A 13,496-nucleotide genomic window follows, 5' to 3' on the forward strand; every position below is an offset into this window, starting at 1 on the left:
CTGCCGTGCATGGACATCGTCCCGCTCCTCTCCCAGAACGTGGCGCCGGGCTCCCCGGCCGTGACAACCACTGTGCCCGCCGGGCGAATTGGGCGCCACTGAATAAACTGGCTGATCGTCGGAGGCTGGATCGGTGGTGCGGCTGCTACTTCCTGCGCCACCTGCGCCGTCGGATCTTGCTGAAGAACCAGCCCGCGGGCGGCTCGTCGGAGCGCCAGGGCTGCGGCTCCGGCTCCTCGCGGCGCCACTTCGCGGCGAGCATCCGGGCACGGGCCGACGGCTCGGAGGTCCCGGCGGAGCGTATGAAGTCCTCGTCCAGTACGACATCGTCGAAGCCGTCCTTCTCGCCCGCCATCCCCGTCCTCCCAGCCGTCCAACTTCCGTATCGCTTCCCCTACATCCCGTTCGCCCAGTGTGCCCTGACCGAGGTGAAGTCTCCGTCAGGGCCGGGGCACGTCACTCCTCGCCGGCGAGGGTGAGGGAGCGCAGCTTCTGTCCGGCGAACCAGGTGGCCAGCACCGTGACCGCCGCCAGCAGCACCGTCGCCGTGGTCAGGCCGACGTCCGAGGAGACCAGGTCCCCGCCGGACACCTTCTGGGCCACCGCCAGCGACCACTGCTGCACGCTCAGCGTGCGCGCACCGGGCACCAGGGAGCCGAACAGGGCCTCCCAGACCAGGGCGTAGACGAGACCGAACACCACCGCGTGCCGGGAGACCGTGCCCAGCAGCAGGAACAGGGCCGCGTAGGCGATGGAGGCGACCAGCGCGGCCACCGTGTAGGCGACGGCGACCTGCTGGCCGTTGCCGTTCAGGATGAAGCCTGCGATGAGCGTCGGCACCGCGGAGAACACCATGGTCACCGCGATCGCGACGATCAGCTTGGTGAAGATGATCGTCGGCCGCTTGATCGGCTTCGACAGCAGGTACACCACCGAGCCGTCGTCGATCTCCGGACCGATCGCGCCCGTTCCGGCGATGACGCCGATGATCGGCACCATCGTGGCGAGGGCGAGGCCGCCCAGCAGGTCGGCCGCGGTCTGGTCGTCCGCCCCGGCCAGGCCGCGCACCGCCACGGCGATCACGATCAGCAGCATCGGCAGGGCGCCGAGGATGAGAGCCCGGCGGCGGCCGAGCAGGGCCCGGTAGGTGAGCCGGGCGACTGTGGGGTCGTACATCAGGGCCTCCTACGCCGCGACGAGATACGAGAAGACGGACTCGAGGGACTCGTCGGACGGCGAGACCGTGAGCAGCCGGATGCCGTGGTCCCTGGCCACCCGCGGCAGCAGGGCCGTGAAGCGGCCGAAGTCGACGGCCTGGATGCGCAGCGCGCCCTCGGCGAGGTCGACCTCGATGCCGGCCGTCGACGGGTCGGCGATCAGCGCGGCCGCGAGAGCGCGGTCGTCGCTGGAACGCACCAGGTAGCGGTGCGGCCGGTCGGTCATCAGGCGGCGGATCTTGCGGAAGTCACCGCTGGCGGCGTGCCGGCCGGCGACGACGACCTCGATGTGCCAGGCGAGTTGCTCGACCTCTTCGAGGATGTGGGACGAGAACAGCACGGTGCGGCCCTCGTCGCCCATACGGCGCAGCAGGTCCATCAGCTGCATGCGCTGCCGGGGGTCCATGCCGTTGAAGGGCTCATCGAGCAGCAGCAGCGACGGGTCGTGGACCAGGGCGCTCGCCATCTTCACGCGCTGGCGCATGCCCTTGGAGTACGTCTGGATCTTGCGGTCCTGCGCGTACTCCATCTCGACCGTGGCCAGGGCCTTCTGCGCCGCCTTGGCGCCCAGGCCGTGCAGTTCGGCGTTGGCGAGGACGAATTCCTTGCCGGTGAGGAAGTCGTACATCGCCTCCCGCTCGGGGACGACACCGATCTGCTTGTAGATCTGCTCGTTGCGCCACACGGGCCGGCCGTCGAGGGTGACCGTGCCGGTGGAGGGGGCCAGGAAGCCGCCCATCATGTTGATGAGGGTGGACTTTCCGGCGCCGTTGGGGCCGAGGAGGCCGGTGACGCCGGGGCCGATGGTCATGGTGATGTCGTTGACGGCGACCACGTTGCCGAACCAGCGGGAGACATGGTCGATGTTGAGCGTGGTCACAGTCCCACCTTCTTGTAGCGGCGCATCAGCAGGCCGTAGCTCGCCGCGATGAGGCCCAGGGCGACGACGACGTAGACGACGCCCTCGGCGGTGCTCGGGCCCACCCCGCTGGGGGAGGCGGACGTCGCGCCCAGGAACGCGGACTGCACACCGTCGATGATCGTGATCGGGGAGAACAGCCCGATCCATGGCACCGCGTCACCGCTGCCCTGCGCGTCGGCGATGGCCTGGAGGGTGGAGACCGCGCCGTAGGTGATGGTCAGCACGGCGATCACGGCCGCGATGCCGAAGCCGCGGCGCGGGGTGAAGGACGCGATGACGAGGCCGATGCCGGCGAAGAGCAGTGAGAGCAGTGCCACCGAGACGAGTCCCTGTGCGAATCCCTTGGTCTGGTCGGCGAAGTCGAGCTTGGCCAGCAGCGCGCCCACGTAGAGCACGAGCAGGGGGCCGGCGGTGAGGATGAAGAGCGCCGAGGCCAGCGCCGCGAACTTGGCACGGACGTAGTCGGCGGTCTCGATGGGCCGCGAGAAGTACAGCGGCACCGTCTTGAAGCGCAGGTCGCGCGAGACGGACTGGGGTGCCTGCGAGGCGACGTAGAGGCTGATGACCGCCTGCATGATGATCGCGTAGCGCGTGTAGTCGACGGGCAGGGCGTTGGCCTTGGTGGCGACCGCGACGGCGACCATGATGGCCGCGGGCACGCACATCACCACGAAGAGCAGCATCGGCAGCACCTTGGACTTCACCGAGCGGCCGAGGCCGTAGGAGCCGCGCAGGGACTGCGAGTACAGGGAGCGGCGGGCGTAGGCGCGGCCGAGGCGGGGGCCGTCGTAGGCGCGGTAGCCGATGTTGTGGATGCGGGTCTGGTCGCCCGGTGCCGGGGCGGCTGCCCCCGTGGAGTGCTCAACCGCCATGGCCGACCGCCTCCTTCCGCTGCTCGCGCTCGTCGGTGCTGGTGAAGACCTCGGAGATGTGGTGCCGGCGCTGCTCCATGCGCACCAGGCCGAGTCCGAGGTCCGCGATCACGTCCCGGACCACGTCGTACGTCTCCTCGCCCTGGGCGGTGAGCAGCAGGACGTGGCCGGCGCCGGGCAGGCCGCTGCCGTCCTCGACGCTCACCCCGCGCGCGTGCAGCGCCTCGCGGACCGCGTGGGTGCCGTCCGGGTGCTCGTCGGTGTCGGTGACCTCGATCGCGAGGGTGGTGGTGATCTGGGTGAAGTCCGTGGTGGAGCTGGAGCGCAGGAGTTTGCCGCCGTCGATGACGACGACGTGGTCGCAGGTGCGCTCCAGTTCGCCCAGGAGGTGGGAGGTGACCAGGACCGAGATGCCGAAGTCGGTGTGGATCCGGCGGATCAGGCCGAGCATCTCGTCGCGGCCGACCGGGTCGAGGCCGTTGGTCGGCTCGTCGAGGAAGACCAGCTGCGGGTCGTGGACGAGGGCCTGCGCGAGTTTGACGCGCTGCTTCATGCCGGTCGAGTAGCCGCCGATGGGGCGGTAGCGCTCCTCGTACAGCCCGACGTGGCGCAGGGTGTCGGCCGTGCGCTCGCGGGCGGCCGTGGGCGGCAGACCGGACATGCGCGCCATGTGGACGACGAACTCGGTGGCCGAGACGTCCGGCGGCAGGCAGTCGTGCTCGGGCATGTAGCCGACACGCTCGCGGATGGCGGCGCCCTTGGTCGCGACGTCGAGACCGAGCACTTCGGCACGGCCCTCGGTCGCGGGGGACAGACCCAGCAGGATCTTGATCATGGTGGACTTGCCGGCTCCATTGGCCCCGACGAGTCCGGTCACCCCGGGCCCGATGTCCATGGTCAGCCGGTCAAGCGCGGTCACCCGGGGGAACCGCTTGCTCAGGCTTTCGGTCGCGATCACAGTCACCCTTCGAAGTTAGGGGCCGTGGGCGTTTCGGTCATCACTCCGCAGAGCTGTCTTCGGATCAGCCCCAGGTATTACGGGCCCCTAGGGGAGCTGGTTCTCCAGGGTTACCACGCCGGGTGGGGACCGGAGCGGCGCCCTGTTGACGAACTCTCTAACAAGTGCCAGATTCACCGGATGACGTTGCTGACGGGTGCGCGGGAGCGCCGGGTGCGGACCGGCGAAGTCGAGCTGTGCGTGGCGGAGATGGGGGATCCCGGGCGGCCCACGGTCGTCCTGATCCACGGCTACCCGGACAGCAAGGAGGTGTGGTCCGAGGTCGCCGAGCGGCTCGCCGGACGCTTCCACGTGGTGGCGTACGACGTCCGCGGCCACGGCGGGTCGACGGCCCCGAGCCCGCTGCGGGGCGGGTTCACTCTGGAGAAGCTGACGGACGACTTCCTGGCCGTCGCTGACGCGGTGAGTCCGCACGCGCCGGTGCACCTGGTCGGGCACGACTGGGGCTCGGTGCAGGCCTGGGAGTTCACCACCGTCCGCCGCACCGAGGGCCGCATCGCCTCCTTCACCTCGATGTCCGGACCGTCCCTCGACCACTTCGGCCACTGGCTCGGCAAGCGGATGCGGCGGCCCACCCCGCGCCGGGTCGGGCAACTCCTCGGGCAGGGCGCCCGGTCCTGGTACGTGTACATGCTGCACACGCCCGTCCTGCCCGAGCTGGCCTGGCGCGGCCCGCTCGGCAAGCGCTGGCCGCGGGTGCTGGAGCGCGTCGAGAAGGTGCCCCGGGGCGACTACCCCACCGCATCCCTGCCGTCGGACGCGGCCCACGGGGCCTGGTTGTACCGGGACAACGTCCGGCCCCGGCTGCGCGGGCCACGCCCGGACGCGCACGCCCACGCGCCCGTTCAGATCATCACGCCCCTGGAGGACCGTTTCCTCTCGGAGCGGCTGTACGACGACCTGGAGCAGTGGGTTCCGCAGCTGACGCGCCGGACGATCCAGGCTGGGCACTGGCTCCCGCGGACCCGCCCGGACCGGCTGGCTTCCTGGATCGAGGAGTTCGTGACGTCCGTCGAGAGCGGGCGGTCCCCGCGGGCGGCGAACGGGGGGCACGCGCAGCGGTTCGGCGGGCAGCTCGTGCTGGTCACCGGGGCGGGCAGCGGCATCGGGCGGGCTACGGCGCTGGCGTTCGCCGAGGCCGGCGCGCGGGTGGTGGCCGTCGACCGCGACGCGGAGGCGGCGGTCCGCACCGCCGAGTCGGCCCGCCTGCTGGGCGCACCCGGCGCCTGGGCGGAGACGGCCGACGTCTCCGACGAGCAGGCCATGGAGAAGCTCGCCGACAGGGTCACCACGGCGTACGGCGTGGTGGACGTCCTGGTGAACAACGCCGGGATCGGGCTGGCCGGGTCCTTCTTCGACACCACGCCGGAGGACTGGAAGAGCGTCCTCGACGTCAATCTGTGGGGGGTCATCCACGGCTGCCGGCTCTTCGGCCGTCGGATGGCCGAGCGCGGGCAGGGCGGCCACATCGTCAATGTGGCCTCGGCGGCGGCCTACCAGCCGTCCCGGGCGCTGCCCGCGTACAGCACCTCCAAGGCGGCCGTGCTGATGCTCAGCGAGTGCCTGCGGGCGGAGCTCGCCGGGCAGGGCATCGGCGTCACGGCGGTCTCCCCGGGCATCGTGAACACCGCCATCACGTCGACGGCGCGTTTCGCCGGCGTCGACGCCCTGGAGGAGAAGCGGCTGCAGAAGCGCACAGCCCGCCTGTATGGGCTGCGGAACTATCCGCCGGAGAAGGTCGCCCGCGCGATCCTGCGGGCGGTGACGCGCAACGAGGCGGTGGTGCCGGTGACTCCGGAGGCACGGGGTGCGCGCTGGCTGTCGCGGTGGGCGCCGGGGGCGCTGCGGGGCCTCGCGCGCGTGAAGCCGCCGGTGTGAGGGCCCAAAGCCTGTTCGGCGAGGGCCAGTTGTCCACAGCATCGTCAATTCTGCTGTGGATAACCACACTTGGTTGTGGACCAAACCTGGGAAGTGAAACTCGATCGCGTGATTCCCGTCTCTCACGCACTCTGGTCGGATGGACGAGAGACGCACCGTGAAGGTGTCGAAGTACCTGTCGAAGCATCTGCGCCACCAGCCGGAACGCATCGGGCTCACACTGGACGAGGCCGGCTGGGTCGAGATCGACGCATTGCTTGCCGCGGCCGGCGCACACGGCTTCCGGTTCACCCGCGAGGAGCTGGACCACGTCGTCGCCAGCAACGACAAGCGGCGTTTCGCCGTCGAAGGAACCCGGATCCGCGCCAGCCAGGGCCACAGCGTGGAGGTCGACCTCGGCCTTGCGCCGGCCACCCCGCCCACCCACCTTTACCACGGCACCGTCGCCCGCAGCCTGGACGCGATCCGGGCCGAGGGGCTCCGGCCGATGAACCGGCATGCCGTGCACCTCTCACCCGACCGGGAGACGGCAACCCGAGTCGGCGCCCGACGGGGCCGCCCTGTCGTGCTGGACGTGGACGCGGCCGCCATGCACCGCGACGGTCATGTCTTCCAGGTGAGCGCGAACGGGGTGTGGCTGACCGAGGCCGTCCCGGCCCGCTATCTGCGCTTCCCCGCACGGCACTGACCTGCCGCATCCGGCCGACAGCGCACCGCGCCCGTGTTCACCCGAGCACGCGTGGTGACTGTTTCACGTGAAACACGGGTCACCCCCGGATGCTCCCTTACGCTCGATGCCATGAGTCTGCGCCTGAGCACCGTGATCCTCCCGTACCGCCGCTGGCACGAAGGCGGCCGTTCGGCCTGGACGCGTGCCGAGCAGCTCGGCTTCCACACCGCGTACACCTACGACCACCTGTCCTGGCGCAGCTTCCGGGACGGCCCGTGGTTCGGCGCCGTACCGACGCTCACGGCCGCCGCGGGAGTCACCGACCGGCTGCGGCTCGGCACGCTGGTGACCTCGCCGAACTTCCGGCACCCCGTGACCCTCGCCAAGGAGCTGATCTCCCTCGACGACATCTCCGGTGGGCGGGTCACGCTGGGCATCGGCGCGGGCGGCTCTGGCTTCGACGCCACCGCACTCGGCCAGGAACCGTGGACGCCGCGCGAGCGCGCCGACAGGTTCGCCGAGTTCGTCCCGCTGCTCGACCGGCTGCTCAGCGAGGACGCCGTGTCGTACGAGGGTGACTTCTACTCCGCCCACGAGGCGAGGAACATCCCCGGCTGTGTGCAGCGCCCCAGGCTGCCGTTCGCGGTGGCCGCCACCGGGCCCCGGGGGATGCGGCTCGCCGCCCGTTTCGGACAGGCGTGGGTGACCACCGGCGACCCCAAGCTGTACGAGAACGGCACGCCTGAACAGTCGATTCAGGCCATTCGCGGGCAGGCGGAGAGGCTCGACGACATCTGCGCCGAGGTCGGCCGGAACATGACCGATCTCGACCGGGTCCTGCTCACCGGATTCACTCCGGACCGTGTGGCCCCCCTCCAGTCCCTGAACGCGTTCGTGGACTTCGCCGGGCGCCATGCGGAGCTGGGCTTCACGGAGATCGTGATCCACTGGCCGATCCCCGACTCGCCGTTCGCGGTCGACCAGAAGGTCTTCGAGCAGATCGCGATGGAGGCGTCGGCGCAACTGCGCTGAGCGCGGAGGGATGTGCCGGGCCTTGGGCCCGGGGTCACTGGGGAAGCACTGCTGGTGAGGTCGGTATCCACTCACCTGCGCGGAGCCCTGCACGCCCGTGCAGGCATGTGCGGGACAATGGCCGGGTGACCTCAGCGACCCGACAGCCCGAGACCGCGGCCGAGACCCTCCCCCCGCGGCTGATCGCCACCGACCTCGACGGCACCCTGCTGCGCGACGACAAGTCGGTGTCACCGCGCACGGTCGCCGCGCTGGCCGCCGCCGAGGAGGCGGGCGTCGAGGTCTTCTTCGTCACAGGCCGCCCGGCCCGCTGGATGAACGTCGTCAGCGACCATGTGCACGGCCACGGCCTGGCGATCTGCGGCAACGGCGCCGCCGTGGTCGACCTGCACGGCGGCCCCGGCGCCCACCGGTTCGTGAAGGTGCGGGAGCTCGCCCGGGAGAACGCCCTGGACGCCGTACGGCTGCTGCGCGACGCGGCGCCGGGCACGGTGTACGCGGTGGAGCAGACCTACGGCTTCTACCAGGAGCCGGCGTACCCGAAGCTCCACATGGAGATACCGGACAGCCTCGCCCCGGCCGAGGAGCTGCTGGGCCCGGACCACCCGGCCGCAGCCGAGCCGGTGCTGAAGATCCTCGCCTACCACCCCGAGATCGACCCCGACGCCTTCCTGACCACGGCCCGCATCGCCATCGGCGACCGTGCCAACGTCACCCGCTCCAGCCCGAGCGCCCTGCTCGAGATCAGCGGCCCCGGGGTGTCGAAGGCCAGCACCCTCGCCCTGTGCTGCGCCGAGCGCGGCATCTCGCACGAGCAGGTCGTGGCCTTCGGTGACATGCCGAACGACGTGGAGATGCTGACCTGGGCGGGCCGGTCGTACGCGATGGGCAACGCGCACCCGGACGTGATCGCCGCTGCCTCGGGCCGGACGGTCGCGAACAACGACGACGGTGTGGCCGTCGTGATCGAGCGGTTGCTGACGGAACTGCCGTAGCCGCAGGGGCGGGGGTGTCTCGGATGCCGGGGTGTCTCACAGGGACACCCCGCGTGCCGACAGCCATGACACCGGATTCACCGCCGAGCCCGACTCCGGCGTGACCCGGGCCTCGAAGTGCAGGTGCGGCCCGGTGGAGTTACCCGTGGTGCCCGACTGGCCGATCCACTGCCCGGGACTGACGCGCTCCCCCTGGTCGACCGCGAGGGAAGCGAGATGGGCGTACTGCGTGTAGTAGCCGCCCGCGTGCTTGAGCACGATCTCCATGCCGAAGGGGCCGCCGCAGGACACCTTCACGACCCGGCCCGCCCCCACCGCGCGCACCGGAGTGCCGATCGGAACCGCGAAATCCTGCCCGGTGTGCCGGTTCGACCACCGTGCGCCGCCACTGCCGTAGGACGCCGACAGCTCGTACGTCTCGACCGGCGCGACCCAGTCGCCGTCGGTGAAGCCCGTCTCCGGCTGGTCCAGCCGGACGGCGCCGCGGCACGCCCCGGCGGCGACCGCCGCGTCCGCCTGGCCCTGTAGTTCCGAGCGGGCCGTCTCCAGCTTCTGTTCGATGTCCGCCTTGAGAGCGGCGAGTTGGGCGTTGCGCTTCTCCAGTTCCTGCCACTCGGCGGCGGCCTTGGCCTCGTCCGCCGCGAGCCGGGCTTCGGCCCGCTTGTTCTTGGAGATCGCGTTGTTCACCGCGAGATCCGCCTGTGAGAAGGCGTGCTGACCTCGCATCAGGCCATCGGGGCTGTCGGCCAGGATCATGTGGGCGGCCACCGGCAGGCCACCGCTGCTGCGGTACTGCGCCCGCGCGATCCGGCCCAGGTCCTCGTGCAGGGCCGCGATGTGCCGCCGCTGCGCGTCCAGGAGGGCCTCCGCACGCTGGGCCTCGGCCCGTTGGTCGTCGGCCTCTTTGCGCCCGGCTTCGTACTGCTGCGTCGCCACCGCGGCCTCTTCGTACAGCCGCACGACCTCGGCGCTGAGGCCGGTGGCCGGGCCGATGCCGGTGCCGGTGTCGCTGCCCGGGTCCTTGCCGGCCGCCGTCGGCCGGGCCGCGAGCACGGCCAGCGCGCACAACAGAACCGGAACGAGCAGCCGATGACGGCGATATGAGCACATGTCAGCGATCGTCACCCAGCACCGACGGCCCGGTCCTGTTCACGTCGTACGCCCGGGGGACCGGCTGCGCCGAACGGCCCAGTGCCGAGGTCAAGGTCTGAGGTCAAGGTCTGAGGTCATGGTGCTGAGTGCCGGGGTGCCGAGAGCCGGGGTGCCGAGGACCGGGTGCCGAGAGGCGGGTGCCGAGGACCGGGTGCCGAGGACCGGGTGCCGAGAGGCGGGTGCCGAGGACCGGGGCACCAAAACCGGGCTCTGAGGCCGGGGCACCAGGCTTCGACGGTCTACCGCGCCCCCACCAGCGACTCCGCCGCCGCCTCCCGTTCCGCCATGCCCCGCAGCGGTCCGTCCGCCGCCAGCAGCTCGGCGTACGGTCCGCGCTGCACCACGCGTCCCTCGTCCAGCACGATCACCTCATCGACCGCTTCGAGGCCCGCCAGCCGGTGCGTGATGAGCAGCGTCGTCCGGCCCGTGGTGGCGGCCAGCAGATCGGCGGTGAGGGCGTCGGCGGTCGGCAGGTCCAGGTGTTCGGCGGGCTCGTCGAGCACCAGGACGGGAAAGTCGGCGAGGAGCGCACGGGCCAGCGCCAGCCGCTGCCGCTGCCCTCCGGACAGCCGTGCCCCGTGCTCGCCGACGAGCGTGTCGAGCCCGTCGGGCAGGCTGTCGGCCCAGTCCAGCAGCCGGGCGCGACCCAGTGCGGCGCGCAGGTGCTCCTCGTCAGCGTCCTTCCGGGCGAGCAGCAGGTTCTCGCGCAGCGAGCTGTCGAAGAGGTGCGCGTCCTGCGCGCAGAGCCCGACGAGGCTCCTCACGTCGTCACCGCTCAGCCCGTACGCGTCCACGCCCGCCAGCGTGTACGAGCCCCCCTGGGCGTCCAGGAACCGCAGCAGCACCTGCGCCAGCGTGGTCTTGCCGGAGCCGGACGGGCCGACCACGGCGACCCGGCGGCCCTTCTCGAAGGTCAGGTCGAGCCCGGCGAGCGCGTCCCGGTCCTGCCCGGCGTGCCGGGCGGTCAGCCCCGAGACGACCAGTGGGAACGGCGACGCGGGCGCCTGCCGGGGCCGCTCCGGCTCCCGCACGGGTTCCGGGGCGTCCAGCACTTCGTAGACCCGCTCCGCGCTCCGGCGCACTCGCTGCCGGTACTGCACGGCGAGCGGCAGCCCGAGCACGGCCTCGAAGGCGGCGAGCGGGGTGAGGACGACGACGGCCATGGTCACGCCGTCGAGCCGCCCGACGACGACGGCCTGGGCACCGGCCAGGGCGGCTGCCGCGACGGTCAGTCCGGAGATCAGTGCGGTGAGGCCGTCGCCGAGGGCCGTGGCGGTGGCGGCGCGCGAGGCGAGCCGGGTGAGTACCCCGTCGGCCTCGCGTGTCCGGGCGGTCCGCTCGGGCAGCGCCCCGGCGACGGTCAGTTCCGCGGTGCCGGTGAGCAGGTCGGTCACCCGCGTCGCGAGCGCACCGCGCGCGGGTGCCAGCTTGTGCTCGGCCCGCCGGGCCACCGCGCCGGTGATCAGCGGCACGCCGACCCCAGCCGCCAGGAGCCCGGCCGCGAGTACCGCCCCGGCCTCGGGCAGCAGCCACGCCGTGAAGCCGACCGACGCCGCCGACACGACGACGGCCGCCCCGGCCGGCAGCAGCCACCGCAGCCAGTAGTCCTGGAGCGCGTCCACGTCCGCGACCAGCCGGGAGAGCAGATCACCCCGGCGGACCCGGCGCAGCCCGGCCGGCGCCAGCCGCTCCAGCCTGCGGAACACCGCGACCCGGGTGTCCGCCAGCATCCGCAGCACGGCGTCGTGCGACACCAGCCGCTCGGCGTAGCGGAACACGGCCCGCCCGATCCCGAAGGCCCGCGTCGCGGTGACGGCCATCATCAGGTACAGCACGGGCGGGTGCTGCGAGGCCCTGGAGATCAGCCACCCGGAGGTGGCCATGAGCCCCACGGCACTCCCCAGCGCCAGGCTCCCGAGCAGCAGCGCGAGTCCCAGGCGTCCGCGCCGGGCGCCGGACATGGCACGGACGCGTGCCAGGACATCGCCGGAAGCCGGTTCGTCGACGGACTCGGCCGGGGCGAGCGGCTCGACCTCGTCGGACCGTGTTCCGGATCCCCGGGCCACGGCGGGCGCCACCGCCAGGGCAGCAGTGGTCCCGGGCTCCTCCAGCCGCACCACCCGGTCCGCGACCTCCAGCAGCGCCGGCCGGTGCACCACCAGCAGGACCGTCCGGCCGGCCGCGAGGCGCCGTACCGCGGCCACGACCTCGGCCTCGGTGGCGCCGTCCAGCGCCGCCGTCGGCTCGTCGAGCAGCAGCACGGGCCGGTCCGCGAGGAACGCCCTGGCCAGCGCGAGCCGCTGCCGCTGACCGGCGGACAGGCCCGCGCCGTCCTCACCGAGCGCGGTATCAGGGCCTTCGGGCAGCGCGTCGACGAAGTCCAGCGCCCCGGCGTCCCGCAGCGCCCGGCGTACCGAGTCGTCGTCGGCGCCGGGCCGCGCCAGCCGTACGTTCTCGGCGATGGTCCCGGCAAACAGATGCGGGCGCTGCGGCACCCACGCGATCCGGGAGCGCCACTGCCCGAGGTCGGCGTCGACGAGGTCGGTCTCCCCGATCCGCACCCGCCCCGCGGCCGGTCGCTGAAACCCCAGCAGGACGCTCAGCAGCGTCGATTTGCCGGCGCCGCTCGGGCCCACCAGCGCGACGGTCTCCCCCGGCTCGACGCTGAAGGACACATTCGAGACGGCGTCCGTCGATCGCCCCGGGTACCGGACGCTCACGCCCTCGAACGACAGCGCACCGTCGGTCACGGCCTTCGAGCCGGACGCCGGGGCGGGTGTCTCCAGGACCTCGAAGATCTCCTCGGCTGCGGCGAGCCCCTCCGCCGCCGCGTGGTACTGCGCCCCGACCTGCCGCAGCGGCAGATACGCCTCGGGCGCGAGGACCAGGATGACGAGGCCGGTGTACAGGTCCATCTCACCGTGCACCAGGCGCATGCCGATCGTTACGGCGACCAGCGCCACCGAGATCGTCGCGAGCAGTTCCAGGGCGAAGGAGGAGATGAAGGCGATCCGCAGCGTCCGCATGGTCGCCTGCCGGTATGCGCCGGTGATGCGCCGGATGGACTCGGCCTGCGCCTTGGCCCGCCCGAAGACCTTGAGCGTCGGCAGCCCGGCGACGACGTCCAGGAAGTGCCCGGACAGCCGCGACAGCAACCGCCACTGACGGTCCATCCGGGACTGGGTCGCCCAGCCGATCAGCACCATGAAGACCGGGATGAGCGGCAGCGTGCCCACGATGATGGCCGCCGACACCCAGTCCTCGGTGACGATCCGCGCCAGCACGGCCACCGGCACGACCACCGCGAGACCCAACTGCGGCAGGTACCGCGAGAAGTAGTCGTCGAGGGCGTCGACTCCCCGGGTGGCCAGGGCGACCAGCGAACCGGTGCGCTGCCCGCTCAGCCACCCCGGCCCCAGCTCGGCGGAACGCTCCAGCAGTCGCCCTCGCAGCTCGGACTTCACGGCCGCGCTCGCCCGGTGTGCGGCGAGCTCGGTGAGCCAGCCGACCAGCGCCCGTCCGACAGCGACGGCGGCCAACAGCAGCAGGGGAGTGCCGAGTTCGGCCACCGCCATGCGGTGCTGGAACGCCCCCGCCACCACTTCGGCGATGAGCATCGCCTGCGCGATGACCAGCCCCGCCCCTACGGCCCCCAGGGCCACGACCGCCACCAGGAAGACCCGGGTGGCGCGGGCGTACCGGAGCAGACGCGGATCGATTGGTTTCACGTGAAACACACC

At 71.9% G+C, this 13,496-nt stretch carries 11 protein-coding genes; 4 read left to right on the forward strand and 7 right to left on the reverse strand.

Translation table 11 applies throughout. From position 1 onward, the window contains the following. Window positions 1–145: 145 nt before the first annotated feature. The 5 genes from ACFZDE_RS18315 to ACFZDE_RS18335 all read right to left on the reverse strand — a co-directional run bounded on the left by ACFZDE_RS18315 (window position 146) and on the right by ACFZDE_RS18335 (window position 3,969). Window positions 146–355 carry a hypothetical protein gene (locus ACFZDE_RS18315; RefSeq protein ID WP_390998371.1) on the reverse strand — a complete coding sequence of 70 codons (210 nt, stop codon included), beginning with the start codon at window positions 353–355 and terminating at the stop codon, window positions 146–148. A 101-nt stretch (window positions 356–456) separates the two neighbouring features. Then, complete coding sequence (locus ACFZDE_RS18320; RefSeq protein WP_390998373.1) at window positions 457–1,176, reverse strand: ABC transporter permease subunit; 720 nt, start codon at window positions 1,174–1,176, stop codon at window positions 457–459. Between the two features lie 9 nt (window positions 1,177–1,185). Next, window positions 1,186–2,097: an ATP-binding cassette domain-containing protein gene (locus ACFZDE_RS18325; RefSeq protein ID WP_390998376.1), complete on the reverse strand. Its 912-nt coding sequence runs from the start codon at window positions 2,095–2,097 to the stop codon at window positions 1,186–1,188. Beyond that, window positions 2,094–3,011: an ABC transporter permease gene (locus ACFZDE_RS18330; protein WP_391200732.1), complete on the reverse strand. Its 918-nt coding sequence runs from the start codon at window positions 3,009–3,011 to the stop codon at window positions 2,094–2,096. The genes ACFZDE_RS18325 and ACFZDE_RS18330 overlap by 4 nt, the downstream gene beginning before the upstream one ends. Then, entirely contained in the window at window positions 3,001–3,969 is a 969-nt protein-coding gene (locus tag ACFZDE_RS18335; protein WP_391201354.1) for an ATP-binding cassette domain-containing protein, read from the reverse strand. Before ACFZDE_RS18335 ends, ACFZDE_RS18330 begins: the two co-directional genes overlap by 11 nt. 180 nt (window positions 3,970–4,149) lie before the next feature. Between ACFZDE_RS18335 and ACFZDE_RS18340 the strand changes: the two genes are divergently transcribed. The 4 genes from ACFZDE_RS18340 (at window position 4,150) to ACFZDE_RS18355 (ending at window position 8,604) form a co-directional block, all read left to right on the forward strand. After that, window positions 4,150–5,907 (forward strand): SDR family oxidoreductase, encoded by a 1,758-nt coding sequence (locus tag ACFZDE_RS18340; RefSeq protein WP_391200734.1) that lies wholly within the window; start codon window positions 4,150–4,152, stop codon window positions 5,905–5,907. Window positions 5,908–6,046: 139 nt separating this feature from the next. Beyond that, the gene (locus tag ACFZDE_RS18345; RefSeq protein WP_391200736.1) at window positions 6,047–6,595 is read left to right on the forward strand and encodes an RNA 2'-phosphotransferase; all 549 of its coding nucleotides are present in this window, start codon (window positions 6,047–6,049) and stop codon (window positions 6,593–6,595) included. A gap of 111 nt (window positions 6,596–6,706) precedes the next feature. Then, a complete protein-coding gene (locus ACFZDE_RS18350; protein WP_391200738.1) occupies window positions 6,707–7,609 on the forward strand; it encodes an LLM class flavin-dependent oxidoreductase in 903 nt (300 codons plus the stop codon). Between the two features lie 107 nt (window positions 7,610–7,716). Continuing rightward, window positions 7,717–8,604, forward strand: coding sequence for an HAD hydrolase family protein (locus tag ACFZDE_RS18355; protein ID WP_391200740.1), 888 nt, complete (start codon window positions 7,717–7,719; stop codon window positions 8,602–8,604). A gap of 36 nt (window positions 8,605–8,640) precedes the next feature. On the opposite strand, the gene ACFZDE_RS18360 is transcribed toward ACFZDE_RS18355, so the two are convergent. Continuing rightward, window positions 8,641–9,714, reverse strand: coding sequence for a peptidoglycan DD-metalloendopeptidase family protein (locus tag ACFZDE_RS18360; RefSeq protein WP_391200742.1), 1,074 nt, complete (start codon window positions 9,712–9,714; stop codon window positions 8,641–8,643). Window positions 9,715–9,995: 281 nt separating this feature from the next. Then, window positions 9,996–13,493: a thiol reductant ABC exporter subunit CydD gene (gene cydD, locus ACFZDE_RS18365; RefSeq protein WP_391200744.1), complete on the reverse strand. Its 3,498-nt coding sequence runs from the start codon at window positions 13,491–13,493 to the stop codon at window positions 9,996–9,998. Between the last annotated feature and the right edge of the window lie 3 nt (window positions 13,494–13,496).

Source organism: Streptomyces sp. NPDC007929 (genome assembly GCF_042959065.1).
Lineage (GTDB): Bacteria > Actinomycetota > Actinomycetes > Streptomycetales > Streptomycetaceae > Streptomyces.